The organism is Actinomadura rugatobispora (genome assembly GCF_042656285.1).
Lineage (GTDB): Bacteria > Actinomycetota > Actinomycetes > Streptosporangiales > Streptosporangiaceae > Spirillospora > Spirillospora rugatobispora.
This window is the reverse complement of sequence record NZ_JBHSON010000016.1, coordinates 46315-59724: the sequence shown is the minus strand read 5'-3', so window position 1 is coordinate 59724 and position 13410 is coordinate 46315. Positions and strand designations below refer to the sequence as shown.

Genomic DNA, 13410 nt, shown 5'->3' with positions numbered 1-13410 from the left:
CGGCGGGCCGGTGACCCGCCGGTTACTTGCGGCGCCCCCTCCCCAACCCGCGCCCCAGGGTTTACGCTGGCCGCGCGGTCGTTGGGGGAGGAGCGGGCCCCCGGGCGGCAGGCGGCCGCGGGAGGGGACGATCATGGGGTGGTCGGTCGCGCTGGCCTGTGCGAGCGCCGGTGAACCCGCCGAGGTGTTCCGGCCGGGCCTGGACCCCCACCCCGATCCCGAGGCCGCCGCGACGCTGGCCCGCGGGCTCTATCCCGCCGCGACCCTCACCGAGACCGGCGACACGGTCCTGGACTTCGCGCTGTGGCCGTACGAGGACGAGCTGTTCGTCGGCGTGTTCGGCGACGGCCCGGGGCGCGCGCTGCTGCTGTGCGACCGGCGGCTGTTCTGCCTCGACGACGACGCCCGCCGGATCGCCGACAGCGTCGCCGCGACCCTGCCCGGCGCGCGCTGCGGCGTCCTCGTCCTGCACAGCGTGATCTCCGGCTGCTGGTTCCGCTGGTACGAGGGGGGCCTGCTGCGCCGCGACGTGTTCGTCACCGCCGAGGACGGCGTGGTGGTCGACCAGGGCGGGCGGCTGCCGGTCGAGGCGCCGTTCTGGAAGCCCGTCGACGACGGCGCCCCGGACGTGCCGCTGCCCTTCGACCCCGAGGAGTTCGGGCTGGCGCTGGCGGGCGCCCACATGTTCGGCCGCGGCATCACCGACCGCGGTGAGGACGGCTTCCTGCCGCTGGAGCTGCCGGTGCGCCGCTTCAAGCTCTCCTGAGGGCCCGGCCAGGGGGAAGACGTGCCAGGTCCGGGAACGTTGTACTTGAACGTCTAGGGTTGTCCTGAGGGGCGCCCGCGCCCCTGCACTCTCCCCGGAAGGTTCCACGTGACTGCTGCCGTGCCCACCATCGGCGTCCTCGCCCTCCAGGGCGACGTGCGCGAACACGCCAGGGCCCTCGAGGGCGCCGGGGCGCGGACCGTGCGGGTGCGCCGCCCCGAGGAGCTGGAGCGCGTGGACGCGCTGGTCGTCCCCGGCGGGGAGTCCACCACGATGTGGCGGCTGGCGCGCACCTTCGAGCTGCTCGAACCGCTGCGCAAGCGGATCGAGGCGGGCATGCCCGCCTACGGCTCCTGCGCCGGCATGATCATGCTGGCGGACCGGATCCGGGACGGCGCGGACGGCCAGGAGACGATCGGCGGCATCGACATGACGGTGCGCCGCAACGCCTTCGGCCGCCAGGTCGACTCCTTCGAGGCCGAGGTGCCGCTGGAGGGCGTCGGGGACACGCCGTTCCACGCCGTCTTCATCCGCGCGCCCTGGGTCGAGTCCGTCGGCGCGGGCGTCAGCGTCCTCGGCCGCGCCGAGAGCGGCCCGAACATCGGTAGGATCGTCGCCGTCCGCCAAGGGCGCCTCATGGCGACCGCGTTCCATCCTGAACTGACGGGCGACCACCGAGTGCACCACTACTTCGCCGATCTGGTGCGCCGGGCGATGGAGGAGGAGTAAGAGGATGTCCGGCCATTCCAAATGGGCGACGACCAAGCACAAGAAGGCGGCCCTCGACGCCAAGCGGGGCAAGCTCTTCGCCAAGCTGATCAAGAACGTCGAGGTCGCGGCGCGGACCGGCGGCGGCGACCCCGACGCCAACCCGACGCTGTACGACGCCATCTTCAAGGCGAAGAAGAACTCCGTCCCCAACGACAACATCGAGCGCGCGCGCAAGCGCGGCGCCGGTGAGGAGGCCGGGGGCGCCGACTGGCAGAACATCACCTACGAGGGCTACGCCCCCGGCGGTGTGGCGCTCCTGGTCGAATGCCTGACCGACAACCGCAACCGCGCCGCCTCCGAGGTGCGCGTGGCGCTCACCCGCAACGGCGGCTCGCTGGCCGACCCGGGCTCGGTGTCGTACCTGTTCAACCGCAAGGGCGTCGTGATCGTCCCGAAGGCGGGCACCACCGAGGACGACCTCATGCTGGCCGTCCTGGACGCCGGCGCCGAGGAGGTCAACGACCTCGGCGACAACTTCGAGGTCGTCTCCGAGGCCGGCGACCTGACCGCCGTGCGCACCGCGCTGCAGGACGCCGGGATCGACTACGAGTCGGCCGACTCCAGCTGGCTGCCCAGCGTCTCGGTCCCGCTGGACGAGGAGAACGCCAAGAAGGTGTTCCGCCTGATCGAGGCCCTGGAGGACTCCGACGACGTCCAGGACGTCTACGCCAACTTCGACGTCTCCGACGAGATCATGGCCTCCCTCGACTAGCCGCGGTCCGCGTCCGGACTCCGCCCGCCTCTCGCGGCGGCGTCCGGCCGCGCGTCCCGTAGGGTCGGGATCATGGAGATCCGGTCGTTGGACGCCGCAGGGCTGGACGCCGTCCGCGACCTGCGTTCCCAGGGGTTCGGGCCGCTGTCGGACGGCCAGTGGGCGCAGGGCATCCGGCTCGCGGGCCACACGCTGCGCGGGGGCCGCCAGCTCGCCTGCTACGAAGGCGGCCGGCCGGTGGCGATGGCGCGGATCCACGACCTGGCGCAGTGGTGGCACGGCCGTCCCGTCTCCATGGGAGGCGTCGGCGCGGTGGCGGTGGCCCCCGAGGCCCGCGGCAGGGGGGTCGGCCGCCGTCTGATGACCGAGGTGCTGGAGCGCTGCGCCGCGTTCGGGCACCCCCTGTCGGTGCTGTATCCCGCGACCACGCCGCTGTACCGTTCGCTGGGCTGGGAGCACGCCGGTTCCCTGCACCGGGCCGCGCTCCCCGCCGAGGCGTTGCGCGAGGTACGGGCCGACACCTCCGTCTCTCCGCGCCGTGCGGGCCCCGACGACGCCGCCGAAGTGGCCGAGACCGTCCGCCGGGTGCACCGCGACGCCGGCCACTGCGGGCCGATCGACTGGGGAGAGACGGCCTGGCGGATCTACCTGGCCGACCGCGACGTCTACCACTACCTGGCCGAGGACGGCTTCCTGGACTACCACTGGGGCGACGGCAACACGTCCCTGGAGGTCGAGCGGGTGGTGGCGGGCTCGGAGGCGACGCTGCGGGCGCTCTGGGCGCTCGTCGGGTCCGGCTCGTCGATCGTTCCCACCGTGTACGCGAACGTGGCGCCGCACGACCCGGTCTTCTGGCTGACCCGGGAACGCACGTTCGAGGAGGTCCGGCGGACCCGCTGGATGCTGCGCGTGATCGACGCCCCGGCCGCGGTCGAGGCGCGCGGCTTCCCGCCCGGCGTGTCGGCCGAGGCCGCCCTGGAGATCGACGATCCGCAGCTCCCGGCCAACTCCGGGTCCTGGTGGCTGAGCGTGCGGGACGGCGCCGGCCGCCTGGAGCGCGGGAACGCGGCGGGCCGTCCGGCCGTGCGGGTCGGGGCCCGCGGCCTCGCCGCCCTGTACGGCGGGGTGCCGACCTCCACGCTCCGCTCCGCCGGGCTCCTGGAGGGCGACGCGCCCGCCCTGGACGCGGCCTTCGCCGCCACGCCGTTCGCGCTCGACCACTTCTGACCCGGTGGGACGACACGTCCCCGGGATACGCGACGATTGTCCGGCGGGTTTAGTAGCGTGGCGACCCGTCGAACACAAGATCGAAGGAGCGGCGTTGCGGGTGATGGGCGTGGACCCCGGGCTCACCAGATGCGGGGTCGGCGTGGTCGACGGCGCCCCGGGCACACCGCTGCGGCTGGTGCGCGTCGAGGTCGTCCGGACCGCGCCCGACGCCGACATCGCCACCCGCCTGCTGGGCATCGAGATCGGCATCGAGGCCCTGATGGACGAGCTGCGGCCCGACGCGGTCGCGGTCGAGCGGGTCTTCTCCCAGCACAACGTGCGCACCGTCATGGGCACCGCGCAGGCGGCCGGGGTCGCCATGCTGGTCGCCGCCCGGCGCGGGCTGCCGGTGGCGATGCACACCCCCAGCGAGGCCAAGGCCGCCGTCACCGGCAACGGCCGCGCGGACAAGGCCCAGGTCACGAAGATGGTGACGCGGCTGCTGCGGCTGGAGACCGCGCCCAAGCCGGCCGACGCGGCCGACGCGCTGGCGCTGGCGATCTGCCACGTCTGGCGCGGCGGCGCGCAGGCGCGGCTGGCCGCCGCCCGTACCAGGAGCGACCGCACCAGCACCCGAGGGGGAACGAGCCAGTGATCGCCTTCGTCAGCGGCACGGTGGCCGCCGCCGGACCGGACGCCGCCGTCATCGACGTGCACGGCGTGGGCCTGTCGGTGCAGTGCACCCCGGCGACGCTCGCCGGGCTGCGGGTGGGCGAGGAGGCCAGGGTCCCGACCTCGCTGGTCGTCCGGGAGGACTCGCTGACGCTCTTCGGGTTCGCCGACGACGACGAGCGGACGGTGTTCGAGCTGCTGCAGACCGCCAGCGGCGTCGGCCCGCGGCTGGCGCTGGCGATGCTGGCCGTGCACAGCCCCGACGCGCTGCGGCTGGCGGTGTCCGGCGAGGACCTCGCGGCGCTGACCAAGGTGCCCGGCATCGGCAAGAAGGGCGCCCAGCGGATCGTGCTGGAGCTGAAGGACCGGCTCGGCGGCCCGGTCGGGGGCGGCGACACGCGCGCCCCCGTGCGCGCCGAGCCGTGGCGCGAGCAGGTCCAGAACGGCCTGATCAACCTGGGCTGGTCGGCCAAGGACGCCGACGCCGCCGTGGACGCGGTCGCCGCCGACCTCGACGGCGGCGACCCGCCGCCGGTCGCCGTGCTGCTGAAGTCCGCGCTGAAGAAGCTCAGCAGGTGACGGGGCCGATGGACCAGCCCGAACGGATCGTCTCGGCCGACGCCGACGGGCCCGAGGAGCAGGTCATCGAGGCCGCGCTGCGCCCCAAGCGGCTCGACGACTTCATCGGCCAGGAGCGGGTGCGCGAGCAGCTGTCGCTGGTGCTGCACAGCGCGCTGCGGCGCGGCCGCACCCCCGACCACGTGCTGCTGTCGGGCGGGCCCGGGCTGGGCAAGACCACCCTCGCGATGATCGTCGCGGCGGAGCTCGGGCAGCCGCTGCGGATCTCCTCAGGGCCCGCGATCGAGCGGGCCGGCGACCTGGCGGCGGTGCTGTCCACCCTCGCCGAGGGGGAGGTGCTGTTCCTGGACGAGATCCACCGGATGGCGCGTCCCGCCGAGGAGATGCTCTACATGGCGATGGAGGACTTCCGCGTCGACGTCGTGGTGGGCAAGGGCCCGGGGGCCACCGCGATCCCGCTCGACATCGCCCCGTTCACGCTGGTCGGCGCCACCACCAGGGCGGGCATGCTGCCGGGGCCGCTGCGCGACCGGTTCGGGTTCGTGGCGCACATGGACTTCTACGAGCCCGCCGAGCTGGAAGTGATCGTCAAGCGGTCGGCCCGGCTGCTGGAGGTCGACATCAGCGACGAGGGCGCCGCGGAGGTCGCCGGGCGCTCCCGCGGCACGCCCCGGATCGCCAACCGGCTGCTGCGCCGCGTCCGCGACTACGCGGAGGTGCGCGCCGACGGCGCCGTCGACCGCGAGCTGGCCCGGGCCGCGCTCAGGCTGTACGAGGTCGACGAGCGCGGCCTCGACCGCCTCGACCGGGCCGTGCTGGCCTCGCTGATGCGCAAGTTCGGCGGCGGACCGGTGGGGCTGTCGACGCTGGCGGTGTCGGTGGGGGAGGAGCCCGAGACGGTCGAGGTCGTGGCCGAGCCCTTCCTGGTCAGGCAGGGTCTGCTGGCCCGCACGCCACGGGGCAGGGTGGCCACCCCGGCGGCGTGGGCGCATCTGGGGCTCACCCCGCCCGCCTCCGCGCCGATGGCGGGTACGCTGTTCGCACTGGACGACGACGGCGACCCGCCGGAGCAGTGATCGTCGCCGATGATCACGGAGTGGCGTGCGGGCAGTAACGGCTTGGGAACTTCACGCCGCTCCCGATCGTCACGTCGTTGCCGGTGTCTGGCGTACTCTCTAGACTCCGGGACTTGGTCACCCGTTCCCGGCCGACCGCTCCATCGGATGCCGCCACACCGGCGACAGGCTGGGCAAACCACATCGGAAGGATGCCCCAGTGATGGGCAGCGACATGATTATTGCGGCAGAGCAGGGCGGTAGCGGGGCCTTCAACCTCCTGCTGCTCCTGGCCGTTCCCCTGGTCTTCTACTTCCTGCTGATCCGCCCGCAGAGCAAGCGGCGCAAGGAGCAGATGCAGATGCAGAGCGCCCTGGCGCCCGGGGCGCGGGTGATGACGACCAGCGGGATGTACGCCGACGTGGTGTCGGTGGACGACGACGGCCTCGTGCTGGAGATCGCCCCCGGTGTCCAGGCCCGGTTCGTCAAGCAGTCCGTGATGCAGGTCGTCACCGAGGCCGACAAGCCCGCCGAGGAGATCGACCTCACCGAGGACGACGACGATGACCTCGGCGAGGAGACCGCCAAGACCGACCTGAAGAAGGACGGCAAGGGCGAGTCCGCCGACGCCGAGGACGGCGGGGCCGCCGCCGGCGAGGACGAGGACGGCAAGGACGGCAAGCCCGCCGCGCAGGGAGCCGGCGCGGGCAAGGGCCTGAAGAAGTCCTCCGGCTGATTCCGGCGATCCGCCGACCACGGCCGGGCGCGGCGCCCGGTCGCCGACCCACGACGACTACGGGAAGTTAGACGACCAGTGGCTCCGCCTCGCAGCAACATTCCCAATCCAGGGCGTACGCTCCTCGCGCTGTTCGTGGTCATGGCGGCCCTCACCGGCGTGATGTTCCTGCAGGGTCAGCCCACCCCCAAGCTGGGGCTGGACCTGGCCGGCGGGACCACCGTCACGCTGACCGCCAAGACCGCCGACGGGCGGACGCCGCCGTCCACCCAGATGGACCAGGCCGTCAAGATCATGACCCAGCGGGTCAACGGTCTGGGGGTCTCGGACGCCGAGGTGGCCAAGCAGGGCTCCAGCAACATCGTGGTGAACGTGCCGGGCGAGGGCCAGGACCGGGTCGTCCAGCTCATCGGCACCACGGCCAAGCTGCAGTTCCGCCAGGTGTACGCGGTGGCCGACGGCAAGCCGACGGGGGCGGCGCCGAGCCCGGCGGCCACGCCCACCCCCAAGAGCTCGGGCAAGCCGAGCCCGTCGCCGAGCGGCTCGCCCAGCGCGTCGCCGTCCTCGCGGGGCCGGGCCATGTCGGAGGCGTTCGCGGCGCCGACGCCCACGCCGTCCGGCTCGGGCGGGGCGTCGCCGTCGGCGTCGCCCTCCGCCCCGGCCTCGCAGGCGCCGACGTCGCTGCCGTCGAACCTGGTGCCGCCGGGCGCCGCCGGCGGCGCCCCCGACTACACCGGCATCGACGACAAGAAGGTCATCCAGCAGTTCGAGGAGCTGAACTGCTACGTGCCCGACAAGCGGGTGCAGGGGTCCAACGACCCCAACCGCAAGTGGGTCGCCGCCTGCGACCAGAAGGAGGAGCGGGGCCAGGTCGCCAAGTACATCCTCGGCCCGGTCCGGGTGCTGGGCGAGCAGGTCTCCGACGCCTCGGCGATGCCGCCGGACGCCACCCAGGGGCAGAGCAGCTGGTGGGTCAGCATGAAGTTCAAGTCCCTGGGCGGCCGCCAGTTCGGGCAGGCCACCACCGAGGCGTACCAGGCCTACCAGCAGGACCCCAGCTCCCCGCGCTCCCAGATCGCGATCGTCCTTGACGGCCAGGTCGTGTCGGCGCCCAGCATCAGCCGGGGCGCCATCACCGGCGGCACCGCCCAGATCGACGGCCCGCCGGAGAGCTTCAACCAGGTCTACGCCACCGACCTGGCCAACGTGCTCAAGTACGGCGCGCTGCCGCTGGAGTTCACCCAGAGCTCGATCGACGAGGTGTCCTCCACGCTGGGCTCCGACCAGCTGCGCGGCGGCATGATCGCCGGTGCGATCGGGCTGGTGCTGGTGGTGCTGTACTGCCTGCTCTACTACCGGGGCCTGGGGCTGGTGGCGGTCTCCAGCCTGCTGGTGGCCACCGGGATCACCTACGTGTCGGTGGTGATCCTGGGTGAGAACATGGGCTTCCGGCTGTCGCTGCCGCACATCATCGGTCTGATCGTCTCGATCGGCATCACCGCCGACTCGTTCATCGTCTACTTCGAGCGACTACGCGACGAACTGCGCGCGGGACGCACGCTGCGGCCCTCGGTCGAGGTGGCGTGGAAGCGGGCGCGGCGCACCATCCTGGTCGCCGACGCGGTGACCTTCCTGGCCGCCCTCGTGCTGTACTTCCTCGCGGTCGGCGGGGTCCGGGGCTTCGCGTTCGCGATGGGCCTGACGACGCTGATCGACGTGGTCGTGGTGTTCTTCTTCACCAAGCCGCTGGTGGGCCTGCTGTCGCGGACCAGGTTCTTCGGCCGCGGCCATCCGCTGTCGGGGCTTGACGCCAAGCGGCTGCGCAAGGCGGCGGCGCGTACCGCCGGTGCCGCGGTGCCCGCCGCCGGCCCGGCCAAGGCCACCGCGACCGCCGGCGCCGGTTCCGCCCGCTCCACGAGCCCGAAGAGCCAGGAGGCCTGATGCTGGGGCTGCGCGCAGTCATCTCCCGGATCTACCGGGGCGAGATCAGCGCCGACATCGTCGGCAAGCCAAAGGTGTGGTACTCCATCTCGGGGCTGCTGCTGGTGGTGTCCATCGCCGGCCTGCTGATCCAGGGCCTGAACTTCGGCGTGGAGTTCAAGGGCGGTTCGGTGTTCACCTTCAGCGCGCCCAGCGCCTCGATCGAGCAGGTGCGCGGCGCCGTCACCGGCGGCGGGGCGCACCAGGCGATCGTGCAGAAGGCGGGCGGCGACTGGCGGGTCACCACCGAGAGCCTCAGCTCCGGCAAGGTGACCGAGGTCAAGAACCACGTCGCCGAGGAGCTGAACGTCCCCGCCCAGCGGGTCAGCACCCAGGTGGTGGGGGCGTCCTGGGGCGGTGAGATCTCCGAGAAGGCCTGGCAGGCGCTGCTGGTCTTCATGATCTTGATCATCGCCTACCTGTCGGTGGCGTTCGAGTGGCGGATGGCGCTGGCCGCCGTGGTGGCGCTGGTGCACGACCTGGTGATCACGGCGGGCGTGTACGCCTGGTCGGGGTTCGAGGTCACGCCCGCGACGCTGCTGGGCTTCCTGACCATCCTGGGCTACTCGCTGTACGACGCCGTGGTGGTGTTCGACATGATCAAGGAGGTCACCAAGCCGCTCGGCCCCACCTCCAAGATCACCTACAGTGAGGCGGCCAACCAGGCGCTCAGCAGCACCCTGGTGCGCTCGCTGAACACCTCGCTGGTGGCGATCCTGCCGGTCGCGGCGATCCTGTTCATCGGCACCACGCTGTTCGGCGCGGGCACGCTGAAGGACCTGTCGCTGTCGCTGTTCGTCGGCATGATCGTCGGTACCTACTCCTCGATCTGCGTGGCCACGCCGCTGCTGGTGCAGCTGAAGGAGCGCGAGCCGAAGTACCGCGAGCTGCGGGCCAACATCGCCCGGCGGGAGAGCAGCGCCAAGCGGCAGGCCAAGGTGGCCAAGGCCGAGGCGGCGGTGGCCGTCGGCGGAGGCGGCGGCTCGGGCGACCCCGGTGACGACGCGGAGCCCTCCGACGACGTCCCGGCGGACGAGCTCCCGGCCTCGGTGAGCGTGCGCAAGGTCGTCCAGCAGGGGCCGCGCCAGCAGCCCAAGCGGGGCTCCCGGCAGCAGCGCCGGGGCAAGTAGCGGCGGACAGCGAACGAACGGAAGCGCCGGCCGTGCCCACCGTCCTCGGGACGGGGGCACGGCCGACGCATGACCAGGGAGCATCAGGTGGACCTCGACAAGCTGATCCAGGACCGGATCCGGGACGTGGCCGACTATCCCAAGGCCGGCGTCGTCTTCAAGGACATCACCCCGCTGCTGGCCGACCACGTGGCGTTCGCGGGCGTGGTGGACGCCATCGTCAACCACCACGGCCGCGGCACCGTCGACAAGATCGTCGGGATCGAGGCGCGCGGGTTCATCCTGGCCGCCCCGGTGGCCTACCACTTCGGTGCAGGGTTCGTCCCCGTGCGGAAAAAGGGAAAGCTGCCCTCGCGCTCGTACGAGGAGACCTATGATCTCGAGTACGGGACCGAGACCATCGAGATGCACGTGGACGCGTTCGGTTCCGGTGAACGGGTGCTGATCGTCGACGACGTCCTGGCCACGGGCGGCACCGCCCGGGCGGCGGCGGAACTGGTCCGCCGGGCGGGCGGCGAGGTCGTCGGGATTTCGGTCCTGATGGAGCTGTCGTTCCTGCACGGACGGGACAAGCTCGGGAATCTGGACGTTCATTCACTGGTTACGGTCTAGTACGAAATGGGTGGCGGATACACTGACGCCATCGGGTCCGGCGGGGGACGGGCGCATCCCGCTCGGCGAGGAGGCTACGGCGCCCCGAGGTCAGAGGAGGCTGGGTGCCCGGTGAGGTGGTATCGACCGACGCGGTGACCGAAACGGTGGCCGAGGGAACGGCGGGCCCGGCGACGCAGCCGGGGACCAGGCGGGACGCGCACGCGTCCCGGACCAGGGCCGCCGGCACGGCCTCCGCGCCCTCCGCGCCCTCCGCCCCCGAGCCCGCCCCCGGTGAGCCCGGCGGCCCCGCTCCGGCGGGCGGATCACCCGACGGCCAGGCCACGTCCACCGGTTCCGGATCCCAGGCACCCGCCGCCGCGGCCGCCAACGGCCCGACCGAAACTCCTCCCACCCGCTCCGGTCCCGCCGCCGCACCGTCCCGGTCCGGCAGGCCGAATCCGGCGGGCTCGACGCCCCGGATCGCCGAGGTCACGCCGGAGGCGGCGGACGCCCTCGCCGGCCGGCCCTCCCCGGAAGACGCGACCACCGGACCCGGCAGCGGGTCCGATGTGACGAAGATCACCCCCGAGGAGCCCCGGGCGAAGGGCACGTCCGCCAGGCCCGCCTCCGCAGAGCCCTCGTCCCCACAGCCCGCGTCCTCCTCCGGCGGGACGGGGAGCCCCCCGCCGGGGCGCTCCTCCGGTGGGGCGCCGCCTGCCAGAGCCTCCGACCGGCAGGGAACGAGGCCCACCAGGGCCTCAGACTCCGGACACAAAGGGCCGGGAGGCCCGTCCACCAGTACGTCCTCGTCCAGGTCCGGCCGGGCCGCGAGCCCGTCCCAGACCACGATCCCGCCGTCCGCCGCCCGGGTGCGCCGCAGGCTCGCCCGCCTGGGCTCCCAGCGCGGTCCCACCATGAACCCGGTACTCGAACCACTGATCAAGACCGTCCGCAACACGCATCCGAAGGCGGACCTGCGGCAGATCGAGCGCGCCTACGACGTCGCGGCGCACTACCACCGCGATCAGAAGCGCAAGAGCGGCGACCCCTACATCACCCACCCGCTCGCCGTCACCGCCATCCTGGCCGAGCTCGGGATGAACACCGAGACGCTGTGCGCGGCGCTGCTGCACGACACCGTCGAGGACACCGCCTACACCCTCGAGGAACTGAGCTCCGACTTCGGCGACGAGATCACCGCGCTGGTCGACGGGGTGACCAAGCTCGACAAGGTCAAGTACGGCGAGGCGGCCGAGGCCGAGACCGTCCGCAAGATGGTCGTGGCGATGTCCCGCGACATCCGGGTACTGGTGATCAAGCTCGCCGACCGGCTGCACAACATGCGCACGCTGCGCTACATGCCGCGGCACAAGCAGGAGAAGAAGGCCCGCGAGACGCTGGAGGTCTTCGCGCCGCTGGCCCACCGGCTGGGCATGAACACGCTGAAGTGGGAGCTGGAGGACCTCTCGTTCGCCACGCTCTACCCCAAGCGGTTCGACGAGATCGCCCGGCTGGTCGCCGAACGCGCCCCGCGCCGCGACGACTTCCTGCAGGACGTGATCGAGAACGTGTCGACCGACCTGCGCGAGGCCAAGATCAAGGCCAGCGTGACCGGCCGACCCAAGCACTACTACTCGATCTACCAGAAGATGATCGCCCGGGATGTCAGCTTCGACGACATCTACGATCTGGTCGGCATCCGGGTGCTGGTCGACAGCGTCCGCGACTGCTACGCCGCCCTCGGCTCGATCCACGCGCGATGGAACCCGGTCCCCGGCCGGTTCAAGGACTACATCGCGATGCCGAAGTTCAACATGTACCAGTCGCTGCACACGACGGTGATAGGGCCCGAGGGCAAGCCGGTCGAGCTGCAGATCCGCACCTGGGGCATGCACCGGCGGGCCGAGTACGGCGTCGCGGCGCACTGGAAGTACAAGGAGGAGACGGTCGGCGGCCGGAAGGCCGGCGACATGCAGTGGCTGCGGCAACTGCTCGACTGGCAGAAGGAGACCGCCGACCCGGCCGAGTTCCTGGAGTCGCTGCGGTTCGACCTGTCGGTCTCGGAGGTGTTCGTCTTCACCCCCAAGGGCGACGTGATGGCCCTTCCGCAGGGGGCGACGCCGGTCGACTTCGCCTACGCCATCCACACCGAGGTCGGGCACCGATGTATCGGCGCCCGCGTCAACGGGCGGCTGGTGCCGCTGGAGTCCACCCTGGACAACGGCGACACCGTCGAGGTCTTCACCTCCAAGTCCCAGGACGCCGGGCCCAGCCGCGACTGGCTCAACTTCGTCAAGAGCGCCCGCGCCCGCAACAAGATCAAGCACTGGTTCTCCAAGGAGCGGCGGGACACCGCGATCGAGTCCGGCAAGGACTCCATCGCCCGCGCGATGCGCAAGCAGAACATGCCGCTGCAGCGGATGATGTCGGGAGAGGCGCTGCTGGCGCTCGCCCGCGACATGCGCTACCCGGACGTCTCCTCGCTGTACGCCGCCGTCGGCGAGGGCCACATCTCCGCGCAGAACGTCGTCCAGCGGCTGGTGGAGGCCCTCGGCGGGGTGGAGAGCGCCGACGAGGACCTGGCCGAGATCGCGCTCCCCACCAAGCGCAAGCGCACCCGGACGACCGGCGACCCCGGCGTGGTCGTGGCGGGCGACTCCGACGTGTGGGTGCGGCTGTCGCGCTGCTGCACCCCGGTGCCCGGCGACGACATCGTCGGCTTCGTGACCCGCGGGCACGGCGTGTCGGTGCACCGCTCCGACTGCGCCAACGTGGCCAGCCTGAAATCCCAGCCGGACCGGCTGATCGACGTCAAGTGGTCGCCCGGCGAGGACTCGGTCTTCCTGGTCGCCATCCAGGTGGAGGCGCTCGACCGGCCGCGGCTGCTGTCGGACGTGACGCGGGTGCTGTCGGACCAGCACGTCAACATCCTGTCCGCGTCGGTCACCACCACCCGCGACCGGGTCGCCGTCAGCCGCTTCACCTTCGAGATGGGCGACCCCAAGCATCTGGGGCACGTCCTGAAGGCGGTCCGCTCGATCGACGGCGTCTACGACGTCTACCGCGTCACCAGCGGCGCGCAGCGTTGATTGTCGGCGCGAGCTGCGCTCGTCGCTGGCGCTCCTCGCTTGTCGCGCCGACGGCGATCGCTGCATCGCTCCGAACTCGCCTTGACGGCTCGCTTCGCGATCAGGTTCTCGCTTCGC

12 protein-coding genes are annotated in these 13410 nt (G+C 72.1%); all 12 read left to right on the top strand.

What is annotated here, in order from left to right:
• Positions 1–133: 133 nt before the first annotated feature.
• Positions 134–766: a DUF6928 family protein gene (locus ACFPZN_RS13920; protein ID WP_378282333.1), complete on the top strand. Its 633-nt coding sequence runs from the start codon at positions 134–136 to the stop codon at positions 764–766.
• A 108-nt stretch (positions 767–874) separates the two neighbouring features.
• Entirely contained in the window at positions 875–1495 is a 621-nt protein-coding gene (pdxT, locus tag ACFPZN_RS13915) for a pyridoxal 5'-phosphate synthase glutaminase subunit PdxT (RefSeq protein WP_378282332.1), read from the top strand.
• A gap of 4 nt (positions 1496–1499) precedes the next feature.
• On the top strand, positions 1500–2249 hold the full coding sequence (locus tag ACFPZN_RS13910; protein ID WP_378282331.1) for a YebC/PmpR family DNA-binding transcriptional regulator: 750 nt from the start codon (positions 1500–1502) through the stop codon (positions 2247–2249).
• Positions 2250–2321: 72 nt separating this feature from the next.
• A complete protein-coding gene (locus tag ACFPZN_RS13905) occupies positions 2322–3476 on the top strand; it encodes a GNAT family N-acetyltransferase (RefSeq protein ID WP_378282330.1) in 1155 nt (384 codons plus the stop codon).
• 94 nt (positions 3477–3570) lie between these two features.
• A complete protein-coding gene (gene ruvC, locus ACFPZN_RS13900; protein ID WP_378282329.1) occupies positions 3571–4113 on the top strand; it encodes a crossover junction endodeoxyribonuclease RuvC in 543 nt (180 codons plus the stop codon).
• Complete coding sequence (gene ruvA / locus ACFPZN_RS13895; protein ID WP_378282328.1) at positions 4110–4709, top strand: Holliday junction branch migration protein RuvA; 600 nt, start codon at positions 4110–4112, stop codon at positions 4707–4709. The genes ruvC and ruvA overlap by 4 nt, the downstream gene beginning before the upstream one ends.
• A gap of 8 nt (positions 4710–4717) precedes the next feature.
• Entirely contained in the window at positions 4718–5785 is a 1068-nt protein-coding gene (ruvB, locus tag ACFPZN_RS13890) for a Holliday junction branch migration DNA helicase RuvB (protein WP_378282327.1), read from the top strand.
• Between the two features lie 202 nt (positions 5786–5987).
• Positions 5988–6500 carry a preprotein translocase subunit YajC gene (yajC, locus tag ACFPZN_RS13885; protein WP_378282326.1) on the top strand — a complete coding sequence of 171 codons (513 nt, stop codon included), beginning with the start codon at positions 5988–5990 and terminating at the stop codon, positions 6498–6500.
• A gap of 141 nt (positions 6501–6641) precedes the next feature.
• Positions 6642–8441, top strand: a complete 1800-nt coding sequence (secD, locus tag ACFPZN_RS13880) for a protein translocase subunit SecD (protein ID WP_378282411.1) — start codon at positions 6642–6644, stop codon at positions 8439–8441.
• Complete coding sequence (gene secF / locus ACFPZN_RS13875; RefSeq protein WP_378282325.1) at positions 8441–9610, top strand: protein translocase subunit SecF; 1170 nt, start codon at positions 8441–8443, stop codon at positions 9608–9610. Before secD ends, secF begins: the two co-directional genes overlap by 1 nt.
• Before the next feature lie 69 nt (positions 9611–9679).
• On the top strand, positions 9680–10222 hold the full coding sequence (locus ACFPZN_RS13870; protein WP_378282324.1) for an adenine phosphoribosyltransferase: 543 nt from the start codon (positions 9680–9682) through the stop codon (positions 10220–10222).
• A 560-nt stretch (positions 10223–10782) separates the two neighbouring features.
• The gene (locus ACFPZN_RS13865) at positions 10783–13293 is read left to right on the top strand and encodes a RelA/SpoT family protein (RefSeq protein ID WP_378282410.1); all 2511 of its coding nucleotides are present in this window, start codon (positions 10783–10785) and stop codon (positions 13291–13293) included.
• Positions 13294–13410: the final 117 nt, after the last annotated feature.